The 18,093-nt window shown below is 32.6% G+C and carries 7 protein-coding genes; 3 read left to right on the top strand and 4 right to left on the bottom strand.

Annotated features, from left to right (window positions below):
• The first annotated feature begins 254 nt into the window (after positions 1-254).
• A complete protein-coding gene (gene ytxJ / locus DFQ10_RS07430) occupies positions 255-632 on the top strand; it encodes a bacillithiol system redox-active protein YtxJ (protein WP_115816769.1) in 378 nt (125 codons plus the stop codon).
• 244 nt (positions 633-876) lie between these two features.
• On the opposite strand, the gene DFQ10_RS07425 is transcribed toward ytxJ, so the two are convergent.
• The 3 genes from DFQ10_RS07425 to DFQ10_RS07415 all read right to left on the bottom strand — a co-directional run bounded on the left by DFQ10_RS07425 (position 877) and on the right by DFQ10_RS07415 (position 13,352).
• Complete coding sequence (locus DFQ10_RS07425; protein ID WP_115816768.1) at positions 877-8,097, bottom strand: LamG-like jellyroll fold domain-containing protein; 7,221 nt, start codon at positions 8,095-8,097, stop codon at positions 877-879.
• Between the two features lie 452 nt (positions 8,098-8,549).
• Positions 8,550-12,005 carry a DUF7619 domain-containing protein gene (locus DFQ10_RS07420; RefSeq protein ID WP_115816767.1) on the bottom strand — a complete coding sequence of 1,152 codons (3,456 nt, stop codon included), beginning with the start codon at positions 12,003-12,005 and terminating at the stop codon, positions 8,550-8,552.
• Positions 12,006-12,167: 162 nt separating this feature from the next.
• A complete protein-coding gene (locus DFQ10_RS07415) occupies positions 12,168-13,352 on the bottom strand; it encodes a hypothetical protein (protein ID WP_245940645.1) in 1,185 nt (394 codons plus the stop codon).
• 248 nt (positions 13,353-13,600) lie between these two features.
• Here DFQ10_RS07415 and DFQ10_RS07410 point away from each other — a divergent pair, with 248 nt between their 5' ends.
• Positions 13,601-15,283, top strand: coding sequence for an RluA family pseudouridine synthase (locus DFQ10_RS07410; RefSeq protein WP_115816766.1), 1,683 nt, complete (start codon positions 13,601-13,603; stop codon positions 15,281-15,283).
• Positions 15,284-15,375: 92 nt separating this feature from the next.
• Here the strand turns inward: DFQ10_RS07410 and fahA are convergent, their stop codons facing one another.
• A complete protein-coding gene (gene fahA, locus DFQ10_RS07405; protein WP_115816930.1) occupies positions 15,376-16,671 on the bottom strand; it encodes a fumarylacetoacetase in 1,296 nt (431 codons plus the stop codon).
• A 110-nt stretch (positions 16,672-16,781) separates the two neighbouring features.
• Here fahA and glyA point away from each other — a divergent pair, with 110 nt between their 5' ends.
• The gene (glyA, locus tag DFQ10_RS07400; protein WP_115816765.1) at positions 16,782-18,053 is read left to right on the top strand and encodes a serine hydroxymethyltransferase; all 1,272 of its coding nucleotides are present in this window, start codon (positions 16,782-16,784) and stop codon (positions 18,051-18,053) included.
• Positions 18,054-18,093 lie beyond the last annotated feature (40 nt).

Raw genomic sequence — 18,093 nt, 5'->3', positions numbered from 1 at the left:
GAAACGTTAATTGTCCTCAAATCAACCTTGTGTTATTGTTGTGTTTGACTATCTTTAGGCAATTATCTTACCAATTTAAAAACGTAAGAAATAAACGACAAAATGTCTGTTTTAAAGCTTTTGTTAATGACGTTTTGTCTTGTGTAAGATTACGAATTTGTTTCGACTTAAGGAATGACGTAGGTCAGTTAGGTGTTTTGTTTACATGTTAATTAAACGACAAGAACTGACGATAGACCATTTAAAAATGTAATATGTTTAAAAAATTATTCGGTTCCTCAGAGCCAAAAGAAGAAAAAGTATTGCCTTGGCAACCATTAAGCGATGTATCGCAATTAAGTACTATTGAAGAAAGATCTAAAACCAAAACGCAGCTTATATTTAAGCACTCTACACGTTGTGGTATTAGTAGTATGGTAATGAAACAGTTTGTGTCTGCATATGATTTAGATAGTAATGCAGATTTGTATTATTTAGATTTGTTAAATTATAGAGATGTGTCTAATGAAGTTGGCTATAAATTTCAAGTGATGCATCAGTCACCTCAGCTGTTAGTGATAAAAAATGGAGTAGTGGTGGCACATGCTAGTCATGGAGGTATTAATGAGATGAATTTAGAACGATTTGAATAGATTCTATCTAGAATTCATAAAACAATGAATGAATTATAGCTTAATTAGATAAAGAGTCTAAATAAATATAGTTACAATCTTTCAATACGCTTATATGCTTTTCAAAAAATTGAAGACAGTATTAATTGAATAGAAAAGAATTATTAAGAAAAATGTCTTGGTTTATAGGTGTTGAAAACCATATAAATTGATAATTCTGTGGCTAATAGCATTTCTTTTTAATACTAATAACCACAGAAATTCTTTAATATTTTATAATAATCTTTTTATTAAATGTGCCTGTTTGAGTTTCAGCTTTTATAATATAGGTGCCTTCTGAAATATTATTAACTGGTATTTTAATCTCATTAGACATAATTAAATTAGTAGCATTCCAAGATGCTATAGTTTGACCTGCAACATTGATTAAATACAATTGAGTAATATCTATTGAGGGAGGTGTTTTAATATAAATCTCATCTGTATCTAAAAGGAATTTTACGTTTACGTTTTCAAACTCATTTTTAATTGTTGACAATGTTTCATCTTCTTGAAAAACTAAATAGAATCTGTTACTATAGTTACCAGGTTCTAAATTGGTTTGAAAATTTTGATTATTAATACTGATGTAGTTTTGTTCTAAGGCATCATAAATAAAAACAGGACGGTTATCGCTGAAATTCTCAAGGGAATTAAGTCTAATTTCTATGTTTCCGCCATTGCTTACATTAATATCTAAGGGATAAGATTTTGTTGCATCAAAACTACCAACTCCTTGTATGATATATTTTTCGCCTTCAATATTAAAAGACATATCATTAGGAAAAGAATCTGTATTTAGACCATCATAACCATAATCAACACCATCGGTAGCATTAGTGTTGTCCATAAAACCAATAACTAATTGACGTGTTGCGTTATCTGGAGTAATAAAATCTAATCTAATAAATTGATTGTTATCCTCATTTTGACTAGTGTCTAAATCTTCAGAAGGAGTATTACTACTTCTTAAGAAAAATGAATTCAAGTCAGATTCTTTAGCAAACACACGTTGGTTATTGTTAAAGGTTATCATTCCGCCAGTACCATTTCCTGTAACAAAGAATCCTTGTGCAACAGGCACATAGCGACCAGGTATTTTGTTGGAGTTACCTTGTCCGTTAATTTCAGGTGAAGATACAGCAGGAACACCATGAGTTAAATTTCGTGCGGCATAACCACCTTCGTAAGCTGATAAATTGTGAGAATTGTTTGATGCTGCATGTTCCCAAAAATAGAGTGTACCATCTAATAAAACACCACTATTATCATTTATAAAGGCCACAGCATCTATAGCAGAAGGGTAAGGGTTTCCTATCAATGCTTGAAAATTACCAGAAACAGGCGACGTAATGGTTCCATTATTAGGTTGACCTACAAAAGTATAATTTTGGTTAGCACTAGCGCTACCACTACCTTTCATAGAGTAGCCAAGACCAATTGGGATATTATAATTTTCATTAATTGCATTCCAGTCTGCATAAGAATTGTCTAAATAATTTTCATATAGATATAACCATCTTTTACTTATTGATATTGGAGTTGTTAATGGATTAGCATTATAGTTAGCGGTCCAGTTTAATGGTTGTGGATTTATTGCTGTTGTGCCATCGTACATGACATTTGCAATTATAAAAGTTGTACCATTATCACTTACGGGTGATGACCAATAATTATAGTTAAAAAGATTTGAAGAGCCTTGTTGGTCTCTTTCTAAATTTCCAGATCCAGTATAATCTACAATACTTCCTGTAGGTTGCAGAAGTTGAGATTCATCTTCAAGATCTAAAATACCATCAATTTTAAGATATTTATTTACTCTTAAGGCTAGGTTATTTGTAATAGACAATTTATTATTATCCACTCTTAAACCAGATAAGGTAATAGAAGTTGCTCGGTTAACTAAAACATTATGTTGTGTTATAACAATATTCCATGTTTGTGCAAGGCCATTAATACTATTAACAGTAGAATTAGGTATTTGTTGCACAGAACCATTTAGCCAAGTGTTTTGAGAATCCCAATTGGTATTATTTGCTGAAATGTATGGTATTGGTGCAGATTCAGTTTGCACTGAAGTCATGTTATTCAATTTTCCATCTACAGGAGAAGATGTGGCAATATCTTGAATTCGTCCATTTGCAATATTTGCCTGAGTACCATCATTCATTTGGTAATAACCAATTAAGTTATTCCATTGCAAGCCACCACTGATTTCTATAGGTATAACTACTCCAGATACCGCATCAATTCCACTGACTTCTATTTCCTGATTCATCATTTCACGAATCTGCTCTTGCGTCAATGTAGTGTTCCAAAAACGTACTTCATCTATACCTCCTTCAAAATAATTAACTGGCTTACTATTAGCTTTATCCATTGCTCCAATAAGACTTTTACTATTGTTAATAATTGGAGATGCTCCAGAATTATTTGTTGTAATTAAAAAACCATCAATATACATAGCATAAGTATTAGTGCCATTAAAGGTAATGGCAACATGATACCATTTAGACGTATTGATAACTTGAGTGGCAGCCATACTTTGATTATTCCAACGGAAATAAAGTCTATTATTTATTACGCTCAAATCATAACCAGAATTTAAGAGGTCACTATTGCGTTTAGAAATTATTGTTTTTGTACCACTAACATTGTCTAACTTAATCCACGCTTCAATACTAAAAGGCGTATTGTTTAGCAAGTAATTATCTTCAAAATTGATATAATCATCAGAACCATCAAAAACAAGATTATTACCACAATCAGCAAAAGTTATGATGGTGGTATCTGTTGTATTACCACAAGGAGAGGTGTTTATGGCTTCCCATTGGAGTGTGTATGTTTCACCACTTTCTCCTGTGAATGTTGAATTATAGGAAGAGGCATCGGAAAATTGATAGGTATTTGCTAACTGACCTGAAGTTACAGTCCACTGCCCAACAACATTATTTGCATTTAAAGTCACAGTAGTATTAGAGCAACTAATTGATGAATTATTAATATCTGCACCAGCATTAGCATTAAAATTTTCGGTGATTTCAAACGTAATTGTGTCGCTAGCTGCAGTACAAGTTGAAGCGGGAGTATTAGATGTAAACGTTAAATTAATAGTTCCAATTTCATTAGCACCAAAATTATATGTTGCAGTGGTTCCATTTGCTGAAATTCCAGTAAAATTACCAATTCCAGATGTGCTCCAAGTTCCAGAAGTAGCACTACCTAATAAGGTTGAATTTAATGAAATACTACCATTTGCAGAACATACTGGAGAAACTATATTTTGAATAGTAACAGCCGGAGCTTCATTTATTGTAATAGTGCCACTTGATGATTTTTGATTACAACTAGAATCTGTTGTTATGGTATAATTAAAAGTACCAAACTCAGTAGGTATACCACTTATTGTGAATTTTAAACCATCAAATGAAGTTGTTAATCCTGCAGGTAATGCAGGTGTACTAGTGATGGTTGGTGCATTCAGTCCTCCACCTACATCGTAGGTGATGTCTTGAATAGGTGTATTTTGGCAAATTATTTGATTATCTGTTCCTGTAGGTGATGTTAAAGAAATAAAAGTGGATAAAGTAGCAAATGATACATCATCAATACCAAAATTGTTACCTTGAGGTGAAGTGTTAATATTTATAATTTCCACGATTGCTGATGTTTCAGTTCCAGAATTCCAAACATCATAGATGCGTTCCCAATCATTGCCTTTAACTAAATCTAGAGTTGGACCTACAAGGATTCCGTTTATTCTAAATCTTAAATCACTTGGGTTGAGTGATGTATTTGCAGTATCAGAAAGGTCTATTCCCCAAAAAGAGTAGTAATATTCTATTCCAGGTTCCACAGGGATTTCTTGTCGCCAAACAACTAATGGTGTACTGCCTCCATTTACGGCAAGAAACTGAGCCTCAGCATCACCAGTATGATCATTTACACTTCTAAATATAGTGTTTAATGGCCCAGAATCAGTAGTAACTGTTATCATATTTTGATTAAGAACAGGATTTACTACATAGCGATAGCCATTTGTAAAAGGAGATACATAATCTTCATCATAATCAAAACCTAATGCATTTAAATTGTCAAAAATATCAGGACCAAAATCACCATCGGTAGTAGCTGCTATCTCCGAAAAGTTACCATTAAAAATACGTTCTTGAGCCACTCTAATAGTACCAGAATCAGTACAACCATTTGCTGAAGTGCCATTGACCTGATAGAAACCAGCATTATCAACATAAATTGTACTTCCAGTTTGTGTAGGTGTTGTTTGCCATTCCCAAGTGCTTACGGGAGTCGTAGAACTAGCAACTAACTGTACCATATTGCTTTCGTCTTGTGCGGTAGAAAGGTCATCCGTAGGGCAATAATTAACACCAATAGTTATATTTGGTGATTCTAATACGTTTACTGTAACAACATCTGTTTCAGTACAACCATTACTATTATGAGCTGTTACAGTGTATTCTGTACTTTGAGTTGGGTTTACTGATATGGTGCTATTAGAACTAGAAGGAGTATCTGATCCAATAGGTAGACCTGAATTAATACCAGTATTACTAGACCAAGAATAAGTAAAGGAATCTGGTAAATTTGACGCTCTTACCTGAACGTTATCTATTAGAATATTGGGATTAAGACTAGGGTCTTGTCCTACAGAACTAGTATACCCATCAGTAGCTCCAATAATAAATTCTAATTGGTTAGGATTGTTAGCTAATGTAGGCATGGCATAAACTACTTCTTGCCATTGAGTTCCTGAAATTGTATTATTGATTAAAACTTTATCAATAAAGATCAAATTACCTGTTCCATTTACTCTATAATAAAGGTATACATATTTATCTGTACCTATTTCTGTTGCTCTTTTTGTTTGAAAGTACAGTGAAAAATTTTGGTAAGTAGATAAATTGGCTCCTCCAATAGTAAACCTCCAATAACCTTCGTTTCCCCATTGATTGTCTAATTGACTCAAAGCATTTCCTGCTATAATCTCAGGAGAATATGCTGAACCTTGTGTTGCTGTTCCTGAACCGTTTCTATAATACATATTCACATGAGTGATATCACAATTAACACCTGGAACTTCCTGACCATCTAAAGAGGCATAATTACTTCCTGAGTTAAAGTTGTAATTAACAATAACTTCATTGTTGATTCCAGCTCCTTGAACATTTGCGGTTAGTATACTAGATTCTCCGTTACATATTAAATTTTCTGATGCCGTTACAGAACTTATTAGAGGGTTTACCAAAATTTCAACTTGATTTGTAGCTGTAATACAACCATTAGCATCAGTATATATAAATTTCACCAAACCAGGAGCTATTCCCGTAATTTCCCCTGAATTTGTTACAGTAGCTCTTGAATTATTTGTACTGCTCCAAGTACCTCCAGAATTAGGAGATAAGTTACTTGTTTCACTAACACAAATACTAGAAGGTGCTGTTACAGCAGTGCTATTATTAATAGTAATAGTTAAATTAGAGCTACAGCCGTTAGAATCGGTATAAGTAAAAGTAGCATCTCCGGGAGATATTGCTGTAACAACACCAAAATTATCAACTGTTGCAAGTGCAGTATTACTTACCCAACCAGAAGTTGCAGGTGACAAATTAGAATTATTTCCAAGACAAAGTGATGAAGGTCCAGAAACCAAAGGCGATGGGTTTACATTTATTGTAATACTATTACTTTGTTTAGGTATGTTGCATGATGATAAACTAGACTGCATTTGTACATACACTACATCATTATCATTTAATGGAGTAAATGGAACAAAATTTGGACTATTATTACCTTGGGAGACATTATTTATAAACCAATTATACACAGGATTTGTTCCTCCATTTAAAGGGGTCGCTGTAAATTGTCCATTTTCTCCTTGGCATATAGTGTTATTGTTTGCAGAAATACTCACAGAGGCATTATCTGCAGGATCAGTAACCGTAACAGTTGCTGTACAAGTTGATAAATTGTTAGAAGTGTCTCTTACAAATAGCGTTACGGTATTTACGCCTAAATCTAAACAGGTGAATGAAGCATTGTCTAATGTCATTGAAGAAATACCACAGTTATCAAAAGAGCCGTTATCAATATCTGCAGGCGAAATAGTTACATTACCAGATGCATTTAATGGAATGGTTATGTTTTGACAAATTGCTATAGGATTTGAAGTGTCATCATAATAGTAAATTTGGGTTGCCGTTGTGGAATTCCCATGTCCATCATTAAATGTCCAATTTATCGTTGTACTTCCGTCTTCAATATAAGTTAAGCTATCAGAAGTTATACCAGTAATTATTCCTGCACAGCTATCAGTTGTTGTTGGTGCAGTTAATGTTCCGTCGCAACCAATAGTTACAGCAGAAAGTGTTGGAGTCACTGGATTTGTTGTGTCATCGTAATTGTAAACTTGAGTTGCGGATGTAAAATTACCGTTTCCATGATTAAATGTCCAAGTAATAATTGTACTGCCACCTTCAACAAAAGATAATGTATCAGAAGTTGTGCCTACAAGAGATCCTGCACAAGCATCCGTAATTGTTGGGGTAGTTAATGTTCCGTTACAGTCAACAGTAACAGGCGAAAGCGTATGTGACAGAGAGGTAACCGACACAATTGTTGTGCATGTACTATTTTGTCCAAGAGAATCTTCAGCTGTCAAGGTAACTGTTACTGGAGTTCCAATGTCTGAACAATCAAATGTATTAATATCAATGCTTAAAGTAGGTGTGTCAAAATCATCGAAAGATCCGTTGTCAATATCAGCTGCTGTTATGGTTGCATTACCTGTTGCATCAAGTTCTACAGTTAAGGTTCCAAAGCAGTTAGCGCTTGGAGGTGTGTCTGCAGTAAAAGTAGTTGTAAAGTTTGCTCCATTATTATTTACATAATGAGGGTTAGGTGCTGCAACACTATTTTTTGTATAATCTGCAGATGTATAGACTTCTAATGTATGATTTCCAGAAGCTAATCCGTTTAATAAATTAATATTTTCAGTATCAGTGATCCACTCTTCATCTTGCGAACTTACACCACATACAGTTCCTGGAGAATAAGAAATATTAGTTCCTAAATTGATAGATGAAAATGAAGGAATAGCCGGTCTATTTCCTGTAGGGTATATTGTATAATATAGCCAACCCGAAGTAATATTATCTGTTGAAGCACATTTCCAAACCGTATTTTGACCTCCGTTTAAAAGTAAAGTTCCAACAGTAGTTCCTATTGTTCCTAAAGTAGCGTTCGTAAAATCAGTGATTAAAAGATCATCATTAGCTTCACTTGGATAATGTAAATCCAATGAGGTATTTCCAGAACCATTATCGAGTATTACATAACTATGAATAAAACCTGAATTTTGCCCATAAAATAGGGTAGGTAATATAATGATTAAGACGCTGATTACTAATTTAGCAAAAGTGTTTTTCATTTGAAACTTGGGTGTTGTTAAATCAATCCTTTTGTTAAGGAAAAAATATTTTGAAAAAAATATATATGAGAGGGATTACGAAATTAAATAGAAAGAAGCTCTTTGGTAAATAAAGTCGACAAAATGCATATAAAAACTTTTATCTAAATAGTTGATGATTATCTGTTTATATGCTATTTGAGAGCATATCTAATAGCCATGTATGATATTGGGCGATTATTATGAATTATAACCGAAATACTATTAAATTTTAATAAGATATTTATCAAATACATCAATTCTATGAGAATATTATATATAATTATTTTCTTATTCAGTATTCGTTGATTTTAATGAATTATCTCTTAATTCTATTTTCTAGTTGATTTAGAATTTTAGCAAATACTGTTTAAAACAAAAAATCTCTTTAAGTAGAACTCAAAGAGATTTATTATATACTATAAATTCGTTTTTTATTCTTTAAGGATTTTGATGATTTTTTCGCCTGTATTACTTTTAATATTCACAAAATACACTCCGCTTGAAAATGTACTTAAATCTATTTCGGTAGATAGATTATCAACTGATTTAGATAATAATTGTTTCCCTAGAATAGAGCTAACTTCAATAGTTGTAATTATAGATGAGTTATTAATTTGAAGCACATCTTTAACAGGATTTGGATAAACCGTTAAATTGCTAAAATCAGATTCATTAACTCCTAAAGTTTGAACGAATGTTGTAGTCCAAGTGTTAGTAATAATAGCAGGATTAAAATCGAAATAAATCTCAGCTGTATTTGGTATGACATCTCCGATTGCATAATCTGGAAACGGCTTAACTTTAAAAGTTATAAAGCCATGGCCAACTTGCGAATCTTCAACATCTTCTGAAGGTGGTAAGTCTATAGCAAAGAAATTCCATTCTACATTTTTACCTACGCGTTCTAAGCTATATTGATGACTTGCATCTACCATTTTCAGTGTAGATTCATCTAATTGATCATCTAAAATGTCTTCAACTTTTATGTTAATGGCATTTGCAGTTCCTGTGTTTTCAAAACGAATGGTATACGTTAAATAATCGTCTGTTGAGAATGACGAGAAGAGAATCTCTTCACCATGCTTTTCTGTAACATCATTAGGATCGTATGAACCAACAATAGTTTGAGTTAAACTAGAGGTATTGTTTAAAGGGACAATATCTCCAGCGAGTAATTCAATATCTACTGTATTTGTAACTAATTGTCCTAAACTAACCGTTGGCAAAGTTGGTACTTGCATTTTTACCCAAAGACGTTTGGTTTGATATGGTTGTAAATTGTTAAATGTATAGCTAAAACCAGTAGCAGTAGTAGTATATGAAGCTGGATTATAATTATACCAATAATTAGACACCTCATGTACACTCAGTAAATTAAGAGCATTATCTATAGTAAAATCTATAGTACCAGATGTTACGGTTTCATTAGAATTGTTGGTATAACTGATATAATTCCAATATTGAAAACCTGGCATTGGTGGTCTCCAAGACGCTGAAATTTCAGTAGCTAAATCGTCATAAGCTGTTACTGTAATAGGGAAATCGTAAGTGGTGATGCCAGAACCTACAGGAACTGTAATACTAGAATAACTTACTGCCGTTGTATTATTGGCTGCATAATCAGGATCTACTGTATATGAAAGTTCATAAGTTGTTGTTGGATTAGATTCATATAAATAATGAGGAGATACATATAGATTGTTAATGATTCCATCGTTATTTATTTCATAGTCAAACTGACCTAATGGAAAATTAATTTCGCCAGTTTCTTGTGTTCCGTTGCCATTAGTATCAACAAAAGCATTTAGTTCTATACCATCGGATTGTTGTAAATCTATAATTTGACTTGGGTCATACAGATAAGCTCGAACTTCATAACCATAATAAGTACCAAAAAATGTTGCTCCTTCTAGGTCACCACCATAATAACCAGAATTAATATTATTCTGAGTTATAATATGTAATGCTGTAAAAGTTGTATTATCTGTTTGTCCTGCACCTAAACTAGTTAATGGACCACCAACAATATTTATACCTTGATAATCTCCATCAATATCTGTAATTGAATCATTTCCGTTGTTGGTTACTGTAAATTCATATTCAATAGTATCACCAACACTTACAAAACCATCACCATTAAAATCAACATATTGAGTTGTGTGAGTAACCTCTAAAGGAGATTCAACTCTAACTATAATACTCGCTGTATCACAATTATTTGGGGTGGCAGACTCACAGATTTCATAATTTATAGAGTAATAACCCATTGGTACGCTAGAAGGAATCGTTAAAACACCCGAATTACTCAAGGTAATACCTACTAAATTTGTATCAAGTAATGTAACATTTAAATCTCCAGGAATAACAGGTAAACCTTCAAAAGTATCATTGTCTAAAACCTGAAATGTAGCACCAACTTCGAGCACTGAAGTGATGTCATCGCGTTGTGCATTTAGATGGTAGTTATCTAAAATAAAGCCTTCTAAAGTATAATTGGTATTATAAGTGTTTCCTGAAGTTACAAGTGCATTAACAAAAATGTTTTCATCGTCTTCGTCTAGTTGGTCTAAAGTAGTTGGATAACTGTATTCTTCATAATAATTAGAGTACTGGCCAGCAGGAATTGTAACAAGTATGGTTGAAGTTGTATAATCGGAATTATCTGCGGTTCCATTAGTTGTTGTAATTTCAATTTCTGTATCAATAGGGCTAGGATGTGTTAATCTTGGTCTAAATTTAAGATCGAAACCTTCTTCAGCAACTAAACTATCTCCAGATTGTCCGTTAGGGTTATTATCATCATACACAGTTTGTAAACTAAAATCAGGTAAGCCATCATTATCTATAATGTTAAAAGTTCCAGTTTCAGAGGTATTTGTTGTATTACCAGAAGTTACTGTTGCTGTATAATTCACAGATTCTTCTGGTTCATCTAACGTGTCATCTGTTGTATAAATTCTAAAATTAGTTGAGGTATATCCAGCTTCTATAGTTTTGGTTTGGGAAAGATTTGTGTAATCTGAATTGTCCGCTGTTCCGTTTGATGTGTTTAATTGTATTATAACGTCTGAGTTATAAGCTCTGTCTAATCTAGCGTAAACGTAAGCCGAACCACCTTCATTGGCCTGAAAAGAACTTATAGTAAAAGTAGGAGTTGTGTCATTATCTCTTATGGTTACTGTAATATTTAAGTTGCTATTTGTAGTGTTACCCGAAGTAATAGTTGCAGTAATCGTATAAGTTTCATCGGCTTCGGTGATGTTGTCATCTTGTGTGTAAATAGGAAATGATGCATTGGTTTGACCTTCTGGAATTGTAATACTAGTAGTGGTTGCAATATAATCTGAAGCATCAGCTGTGCCAGCAGAAGTAGTAATGTCTATTGTTACATCTGAACTGTAATAATTACTTAAATAAACCCAATACGTATTATAACCCTGACCTTCAACTAAACTAGGAGAAGTATTTACATTTACAGTTGGTGTAGTATCATTATCCCATAACGTTATGCTTCTATAGACATCTGTATTTACAGTATTACCTGAGGTTACCGTAGCTTCAATAGTAAAATATTCATTAAGTTCTATAGTTGAATCATTACTTGTTGGTATGGTAAGTTGATTACTACTAAGCTGTCCTGCAGGAATTGTAACCGTTGTAGATAAAGGTGTATAGTCACTTGCATCTGCTGTATTTGCAATTGTAGCGACATCAATAATCACGTCAGTAGTTGTTGCACTGTACATACTTACAGTAAATGTATAGGTATTGCCCTCAATTACACTATAACCATTTCCACCATTGCTGGTAACATAGACTGTTGGATTTTGAGAAAAACAAAACATTGAATAGAAAGCAAGTAGAATAAGAAGTGTAATTTTTTTCATAATGATTGGTTTTGTTTTTATAAGATGTACTTTCTTACAAAGGGTTGCGTTAAAAAATGACTTTTTTTAATTTAACTAAATAATGAGTTCTATAATTAAAACAGCTACAAACAAAAAACTCCTACCTAAGGTAAGAGTTTTCTTTTTATATATTGTTTATAACTAACTTCTTCTAATGTTATAAGAACCTATTATGTCTTTTAACTTCAATTTTAAATCTTCTCCAGTGTCATATACCATTTGTTCATCACTAGGAAAACGAAGTTGCCTTTGGTTTAAAAGATTAATATCGTCTCTTACTAATGCTCTTTTATCTCCTCTATAAGTACCAAAAATATTCTCGAAAACAAATCCACTATCTATAGAAAATGCATCAATCACTTGGTTTTGCTTTAAATCTGTGTAAATAATATCGGCAACTACTTGTGCAGATTTAGTTTGTAAAACTTCAGTAAATTTAGCTTTAACGGTAATGATTTTATCAATCTTAATATCATTACCTAAACTGTCCTTTTTTACGTTTCCGTTTCTATCTAATTGGTATTTCCAACCATCAACGATTTGTTTTTGTCTTAATATTTGACGCTCATTAATACGCTCTGGTGAAACGTTTATTTGCTTTAATTGTAATTGCATCGCAAAATCATAATCTATAGAGTTGTTAGCATTTGCATGGTAAGTTGTCCAAAATTGATTCAAGCCATAGGTATTAAAGTCAACCAATTCAGCTTCTAATTGTTGTGGAATTATTTGATGTGTTTGGTTTTGTATAGACACATGCACGTAATCCATTCCTGCTTCATGAGCTTCTGCTATTAAGCTTCTATTTTCTTCAAAATTTGGATTAATTTGTTCAATATAACTGAATATTCCATGAGCCTTTCTAGCATTAAATTTATCTCCAGAATCCAGAAGTGTAATACCTTGACCAATTAAATACTCAGATGTTTTATATCTGTAATCTACAATTTCAGAACTATAATCATTAAACTCTAATTGTAATTCTTTGCCATTTATTTTTAAAGGTAACACACGTTTAATTGCATTTTGTCTTTCCTCTAAATCTAAATATATATTATAGATGGTTTTATATTGCTCAGGATTTCCGTCTTTTTTAAGATGCGCAACATTATTTAAGTCTTCCTCTAAAACTTTATAGTATGCATCCTCAAGCATCACAATATAGTCTTGCTTACGATTTTTATCTTTATTGTTTTCGAGTTTTCTTAATGCTTCAGAAATGGCTTCATCGTAATTACCATGGCTTATTGCGGTTTCAATTTGTTTTTTTGCACTACAAGATATTAGTACTGAAACAAGGACTGTTAAGAGTAGAAATTTTTTCATAATGTTAGGCTTTTATTGGTTATATAATAGTAAATCCAATTATGATGCCAAACTTTAAAACTAGCTCCACTTCGAGTGATTTTGGAGTATGAGAAAATATATCCAGAAGCATTTGTAAACCTATTGTTTGCGATGCAATATTGCCAAATACAATTTCACTAAAACTTATGAATTGGGAATATTTTAATGTAATTCAATTAAACAGACGTTAAAGATTTTCGTTTCTTTGTAAACCAATTAAAAGTCTCATGTTTCATACAGAAAACGGTTGTTTTCATTCTATAGAATTGCATTCGGAAATACTTCCAGAGCAATTTACATTTCCATTTTATTACACACCACATCCACTATGTGTTAATGCAGCAGATGAGGTAAAGACTTATCTTATTAATCAAACAGATTTTGAACATAATTTTGGTTTAGATAAAAGTAAAACGACTTTAAAAATTGGAAAGATGTTTGGTGTAATGATTGTTGAAAATTCAGAAGGACAATTAGGTTACATCACAGGATTTTCAGGTAAATTAGCAGAGAGCAATCATTTAAAAGGGTTTGTGCCTCCAATTTATGATACGTTGAATAAAGATGGATTTTACAAACAAAATGAAGCATATTTAAATGATTTAACTACTAAAATTGAAGCTTTAGAAAAGAATCCGAAATTAGAAAAAGCTGAAATAAATTTAAAAGAAACAAGATTAAATAGTATTAAAAAGCTTGAAGAATTTAAAAAGCATGCTAAAGCCGAAAAACAAAAACGACAACAACGTAGAGTAGAAGCAGAGCAAAATCTTAATGACTCAGAAAAAAATATACTTTTTGAAAGTTTAAAGCAGCAAAGTATTCAGAGTAATATTGATTTAAAATATTTAAAGTTGAATCTTGAAGCTGAGGTTGAATTAGCTGAAAAGAATTTAGCAGCATTAGTAAAACCTATTGAAGCTTTAAAATTAGAAAGGAAAACACTTTCAGCACGTTTGCAAAAAGAAATTCATGAGCATTATCGATTTTTAAATGCAAGAGGAGAAACTAAAGATTTAATTGAGATTTTTAAAAGTACAGATTTAGGAAAACCACCTGCAGCAGCAGGCGAATGTGCAGCTCCTAAATTATTTCAGTATGCTTATCAGAATAAACTAAAGCCTATTGCAATGGCAGAGTTTTATTGGGGAATTTCACCAACAGCAGAAGTTAGAAAGCATGGACAATTCTATCCATCTTGTCGCAGTAGATGTGAACCAATTTTAGGCCATATGATGCAAGGTTTAAATGTTGAACCAAATCCTATAGAATTAGCAGGTGTTTTTAAAGGTGAATTAGAGATCATTTACGAGGACGATTTTCTTTTAGTCCTTAATAAACCTCACGAGTTTTTATCAGTTCCAGGAAAAACGATTAAAGATTCGGTTTTAACCAGAATGCAAACTTATTTACCAAATGCAACAGGTCCTTTATTATTGCATCGTTTAGATATGTCAACGTCTGGCTTGTTGTTGGTTGCAAAAAATGAGAGAACGCACAAAAAACTTCAAAAACAATTTATAGAACGTAAAGTTAAAAAGCGTTATGTGGCTTTATTAGATGGAATTATTGAAACAAAAGAAGGAACAATTGATTTACCATTACGAGTGGATTTAAATAATAGACCAAGACAATTGGTGTGTTATGAACATGGTAAAAAAGCCATTACAAAATATGAAGTTGTTGAGGTTAAAGATAATATAACAAGAATTTATTTCTATCCTATTTCAGGAAGAACACATCAATTGCGAGTGCATGCTGCTCATTACAAAGGTTTAAACGTGCCAATCGTTGGTGATGATTTATACGGAACTGTTTCAAATAGATTACATCTTCATGCTGAAACTTTGAGTTTTGAGCATCCTGCTAAAAAAGAGTGGGTGAGTTTTAGTTGTGAAGCACCATTCTGAGCAGGTCGTCTTAGGTCTTCACTTTAAGTCTAAGCAAAAAAAAGACCAAATTATTTAAACTTTGGTCTTTACTTATATTTTTAAATATCTGCTTATTTCTTTTTCTTCTTAGAATCAAATACAGGTAATAATTGAGTTTTAACCTGTCCGAAACCAATTCTAATGTCATCATTTTGGCAATAGCCTCTCATAATAACGGTATCATTATCGTTGATAAATTTACGTTCAGTGCCATCTTTTAATTTTAAGGGTTTAGTACCTTTCCAACTTAATTCTAACATTGAGCCATAAGAATCTGGTGTAGGTCCAGAAATCGTTCCACTTCCCATTACATCTCCAGAATTTACAGGGCATCCATTAACCGTATGATGAGCTAATTGTTGTGCCATATTCCAATACATATACTTAAAGTTAGATTTAGAAACCGTTGTTTCTTTTCCGCCTTTTGGTTGAATACCAACTTCTAAATTAATATCAAAACTCTTTTTACCTTTGGTTTGTAAGTAATCTAGAGGCTTCGGAGTTTGTTTAGGACTTTCAGTTCTAAATGGTTCTAACGCATCTAAAGTTACAATCCAAGGAGACATAGATGAGGCAAAGTTTTTACCTAAAAATGGCCCTAAAGGTACATATTCCCATTTTTGTATATCACGAGCAGACCAATCATTAAATAAAACCAAACCAAAGATGTATTCTTCAGTTTCTTCAATAGGAATTGGTTCTCCTAGATCATTAGCATCTGTAGTAATAAAAGCCATTTCTAATTCAAAATCCACCAATTTCGATGGTCCAAAAACAGGTTTGTCTGCTCCTTCTGGTAATGTTTGTCCTTGTGGACGATGAATCGGAATTCCTGAAGGTATAATAGAAGAACTACGTCCATGATAACCCACTGGCATATGTACCCAATTAGGCATTAACGCATTATCTGGATCTCTAAACATAGTACCAACATTTGTGGCATGTTCTTTACTAGCATAAAAATCTGTATAATCACCAACTTGAATAGGTAATTGCATTTCAATTTCATCTAGACGAAACAAAATGGTTTCTTTATGTGGATTGTTATTTTTTAAAGTTTCATTTTCAACATCAAAAATCTCAGCGATTCTGTTTCTAACTAAACGCCACGTTTTTCTTCCATCTGCAATGAAATCATTTAAAGTATCTTGTAAAAAAATATCGTCAGTTAAAGGTATACCTTCAAAATAACCTAATTGATGTAAAGCGCCAAGATCAATAGCAGTATCACCAATACGCGTTCCTATAGTAATAATGTCGTCTCTGGTTAAGAAAACACCGAAAGGAATATTTTGAATAGGGAAGTCTGAAGTTTTACCGACATGTAGCCATGAGGTACGATCTGTATTATTTGCTGATAATGGCATATTGTTATTGTTGATTAAATGTTCATTAATTATACTCAAACCTACACATTTTTTAATATTTAAACTAATGTATTCACTATTTTTGTATCGATTTAACAAACACTTTATTTATGCAACGCGACGAACAAATTTTTGAACTTATACAAGCTGAAAGAGAACGCCAGACAGATGGTATAGAATTAATTGCCTCAGAGAATTTTGTTAGCGACCAAGTTATGGAAGCTGCAGGCTCTGTATTAACCAATAAATACGCAGAAGGCTATCCTGGTAAACGTTACTATGGTGGTTGTGAAGTAGTTGATGAGGTTGAAAACATTGCTATAGAGCGTGCTAAAACTTTATTTGGTGCTGCTTATGCCAATGTACAACCGCATTCAGGTAGTCAGGCAAATACAGCCGTTTTTCATGCGTGTTTAAAACCTGGTGATACTATTTTAGGTTTTGATTTATCTCATGGTGGACACTTAACTCATGGTTCTCCTGTTAATTTTTCGGGTAAATTATATCGTCCTACATTTTATGGAGTAAAGAAAGATACAGGTCGTATTGATTATGATATGTTAGCTGACCAAGCTAAAAAAGAACAGCCAAAATTAATAATTGCTGGTGCTTCAGCATATTCAAGAGATATAGATTTTGCTAAGTTTAGAGAAGTTGCAGATAGTGTAGGTGCTGTTTTATTAGCAGATATTTCGCATCCTGCAGGTTTAATTGCTAAAGGTATTTTAAACGATCCAATGCCACATTGCCACGTGGTTACTACAACTACTCATAAAACTTTGAGAGGTCCTAGAGGTGGAATGATTATGATGGGTGAAAATATTGATAACCCATTTGGTATTACTTTAAAGAATGGTAAACTACGTAAAATGTCAGGTCTTTTAGATTCTGGTGTTTTTCCAGGAAATCAAGGTGGACCATTAGAACATATCATTGCTGCTAAAGCAATAGCTTTTGGTGAAGCACTAACTGATGAGTTCTTACATTATATGTTACAAGTAAAACATAACGCAGATGCTATGGCTCAAGCTTTTGTTGCTAAAGATTATAATTTAATTTCTGGAGGAACAGATAACCACATGATGCTTATTGATCTAAGAAATAAAAATATTACAGGTAAAGATGCTGAAAATGCTCTTGTAAAAGCAGATATTACCGTAAATAAAAACATGGTACCTTTTGATACAGAATCTCCTTTTGTAACGTCTGGTATTAGAGTTGGCACACCTGCAATTACAACACGTGGTTTAAAAGAAAGTGACATGTCTTATGTTGTTGATTTGATTGATGAAGTATTAACAAATCACGAAAACGAAACTGTTTTAGCTGGTGTTGCAGAAAAAGTAAATGCTTTAATGGGAGGACGTGCTTTATTTAATTAGGAAACAATACATTAATATTTTTTTTAAAAAGTCTTTCATT

This window comes from Winogradskyella eximia (genome assembly GCF_003386165.1).
GTDB lineage: Bacteria > Bacteroidota > Bacteroidia > Flavobacteriales > Flavobacteriaceae > Winogradskyella > Winogradskyella eximia.
Note: the sequence above shows the minus strand (reverse complement) of the source record. Positions and strands in the feature narration are given on the sequence as shown.

What these genes read in the sequence shown, in the direction of transcription:
- fahA (WP_115816930.1), bottom strand. Translation starts at nt 16,671, where the DNA reads ATGCCATTATCAGCAAATAATACAGATCGTACCTCATGGCTACATGTC.
- DFQ10_RS07415 (WP_245940645.1), bottom strand. Translation starts at nt 13,352, where the DNA reads ATGAAAAAATTTCTACTCTTAACAGTCCTTGTTTCAGTACTAATATCT.
- DFQ10_RS07420 (WP_115816767.1), bottom strand. Translation starts at nt 12,005, where the DNA reads ATGAAAAAAATTACACTTCTTATTCTACTTGCTTTCTATTCAATGTTT.
- DFQ10_RS07425 (WP_115816768.1), bottom strand. Translation starts at nt 8,097, where the DNA reads ATGAAAAACACTTTTGCTAAATTAGTAATCAGCGTCTTAATCATTATA.
- ytxJ (WP_115816769.1), top strand. Translation starts at nt 255, where the DNA reads ATGTTTAAAAAATTATTCGGTTCCTCAGAGCCAAAAGAAGAAAAAGTA.
- glyA (WP_115816765.1), top strand. Translation starts at nt 16,782, where the DNA reads ATGCAACGCGACGAACAAATTTTTGAACTTATACAAGCTGAAAGAGAA.
- DFQ10_RS07410 (WP_115816766.1), top strand. Translation starts at nt 13,601, where the DNA reads ATGTTTCATACAGAAAACGGTTGTTTTCATTCTATAGAATTGCATTCG.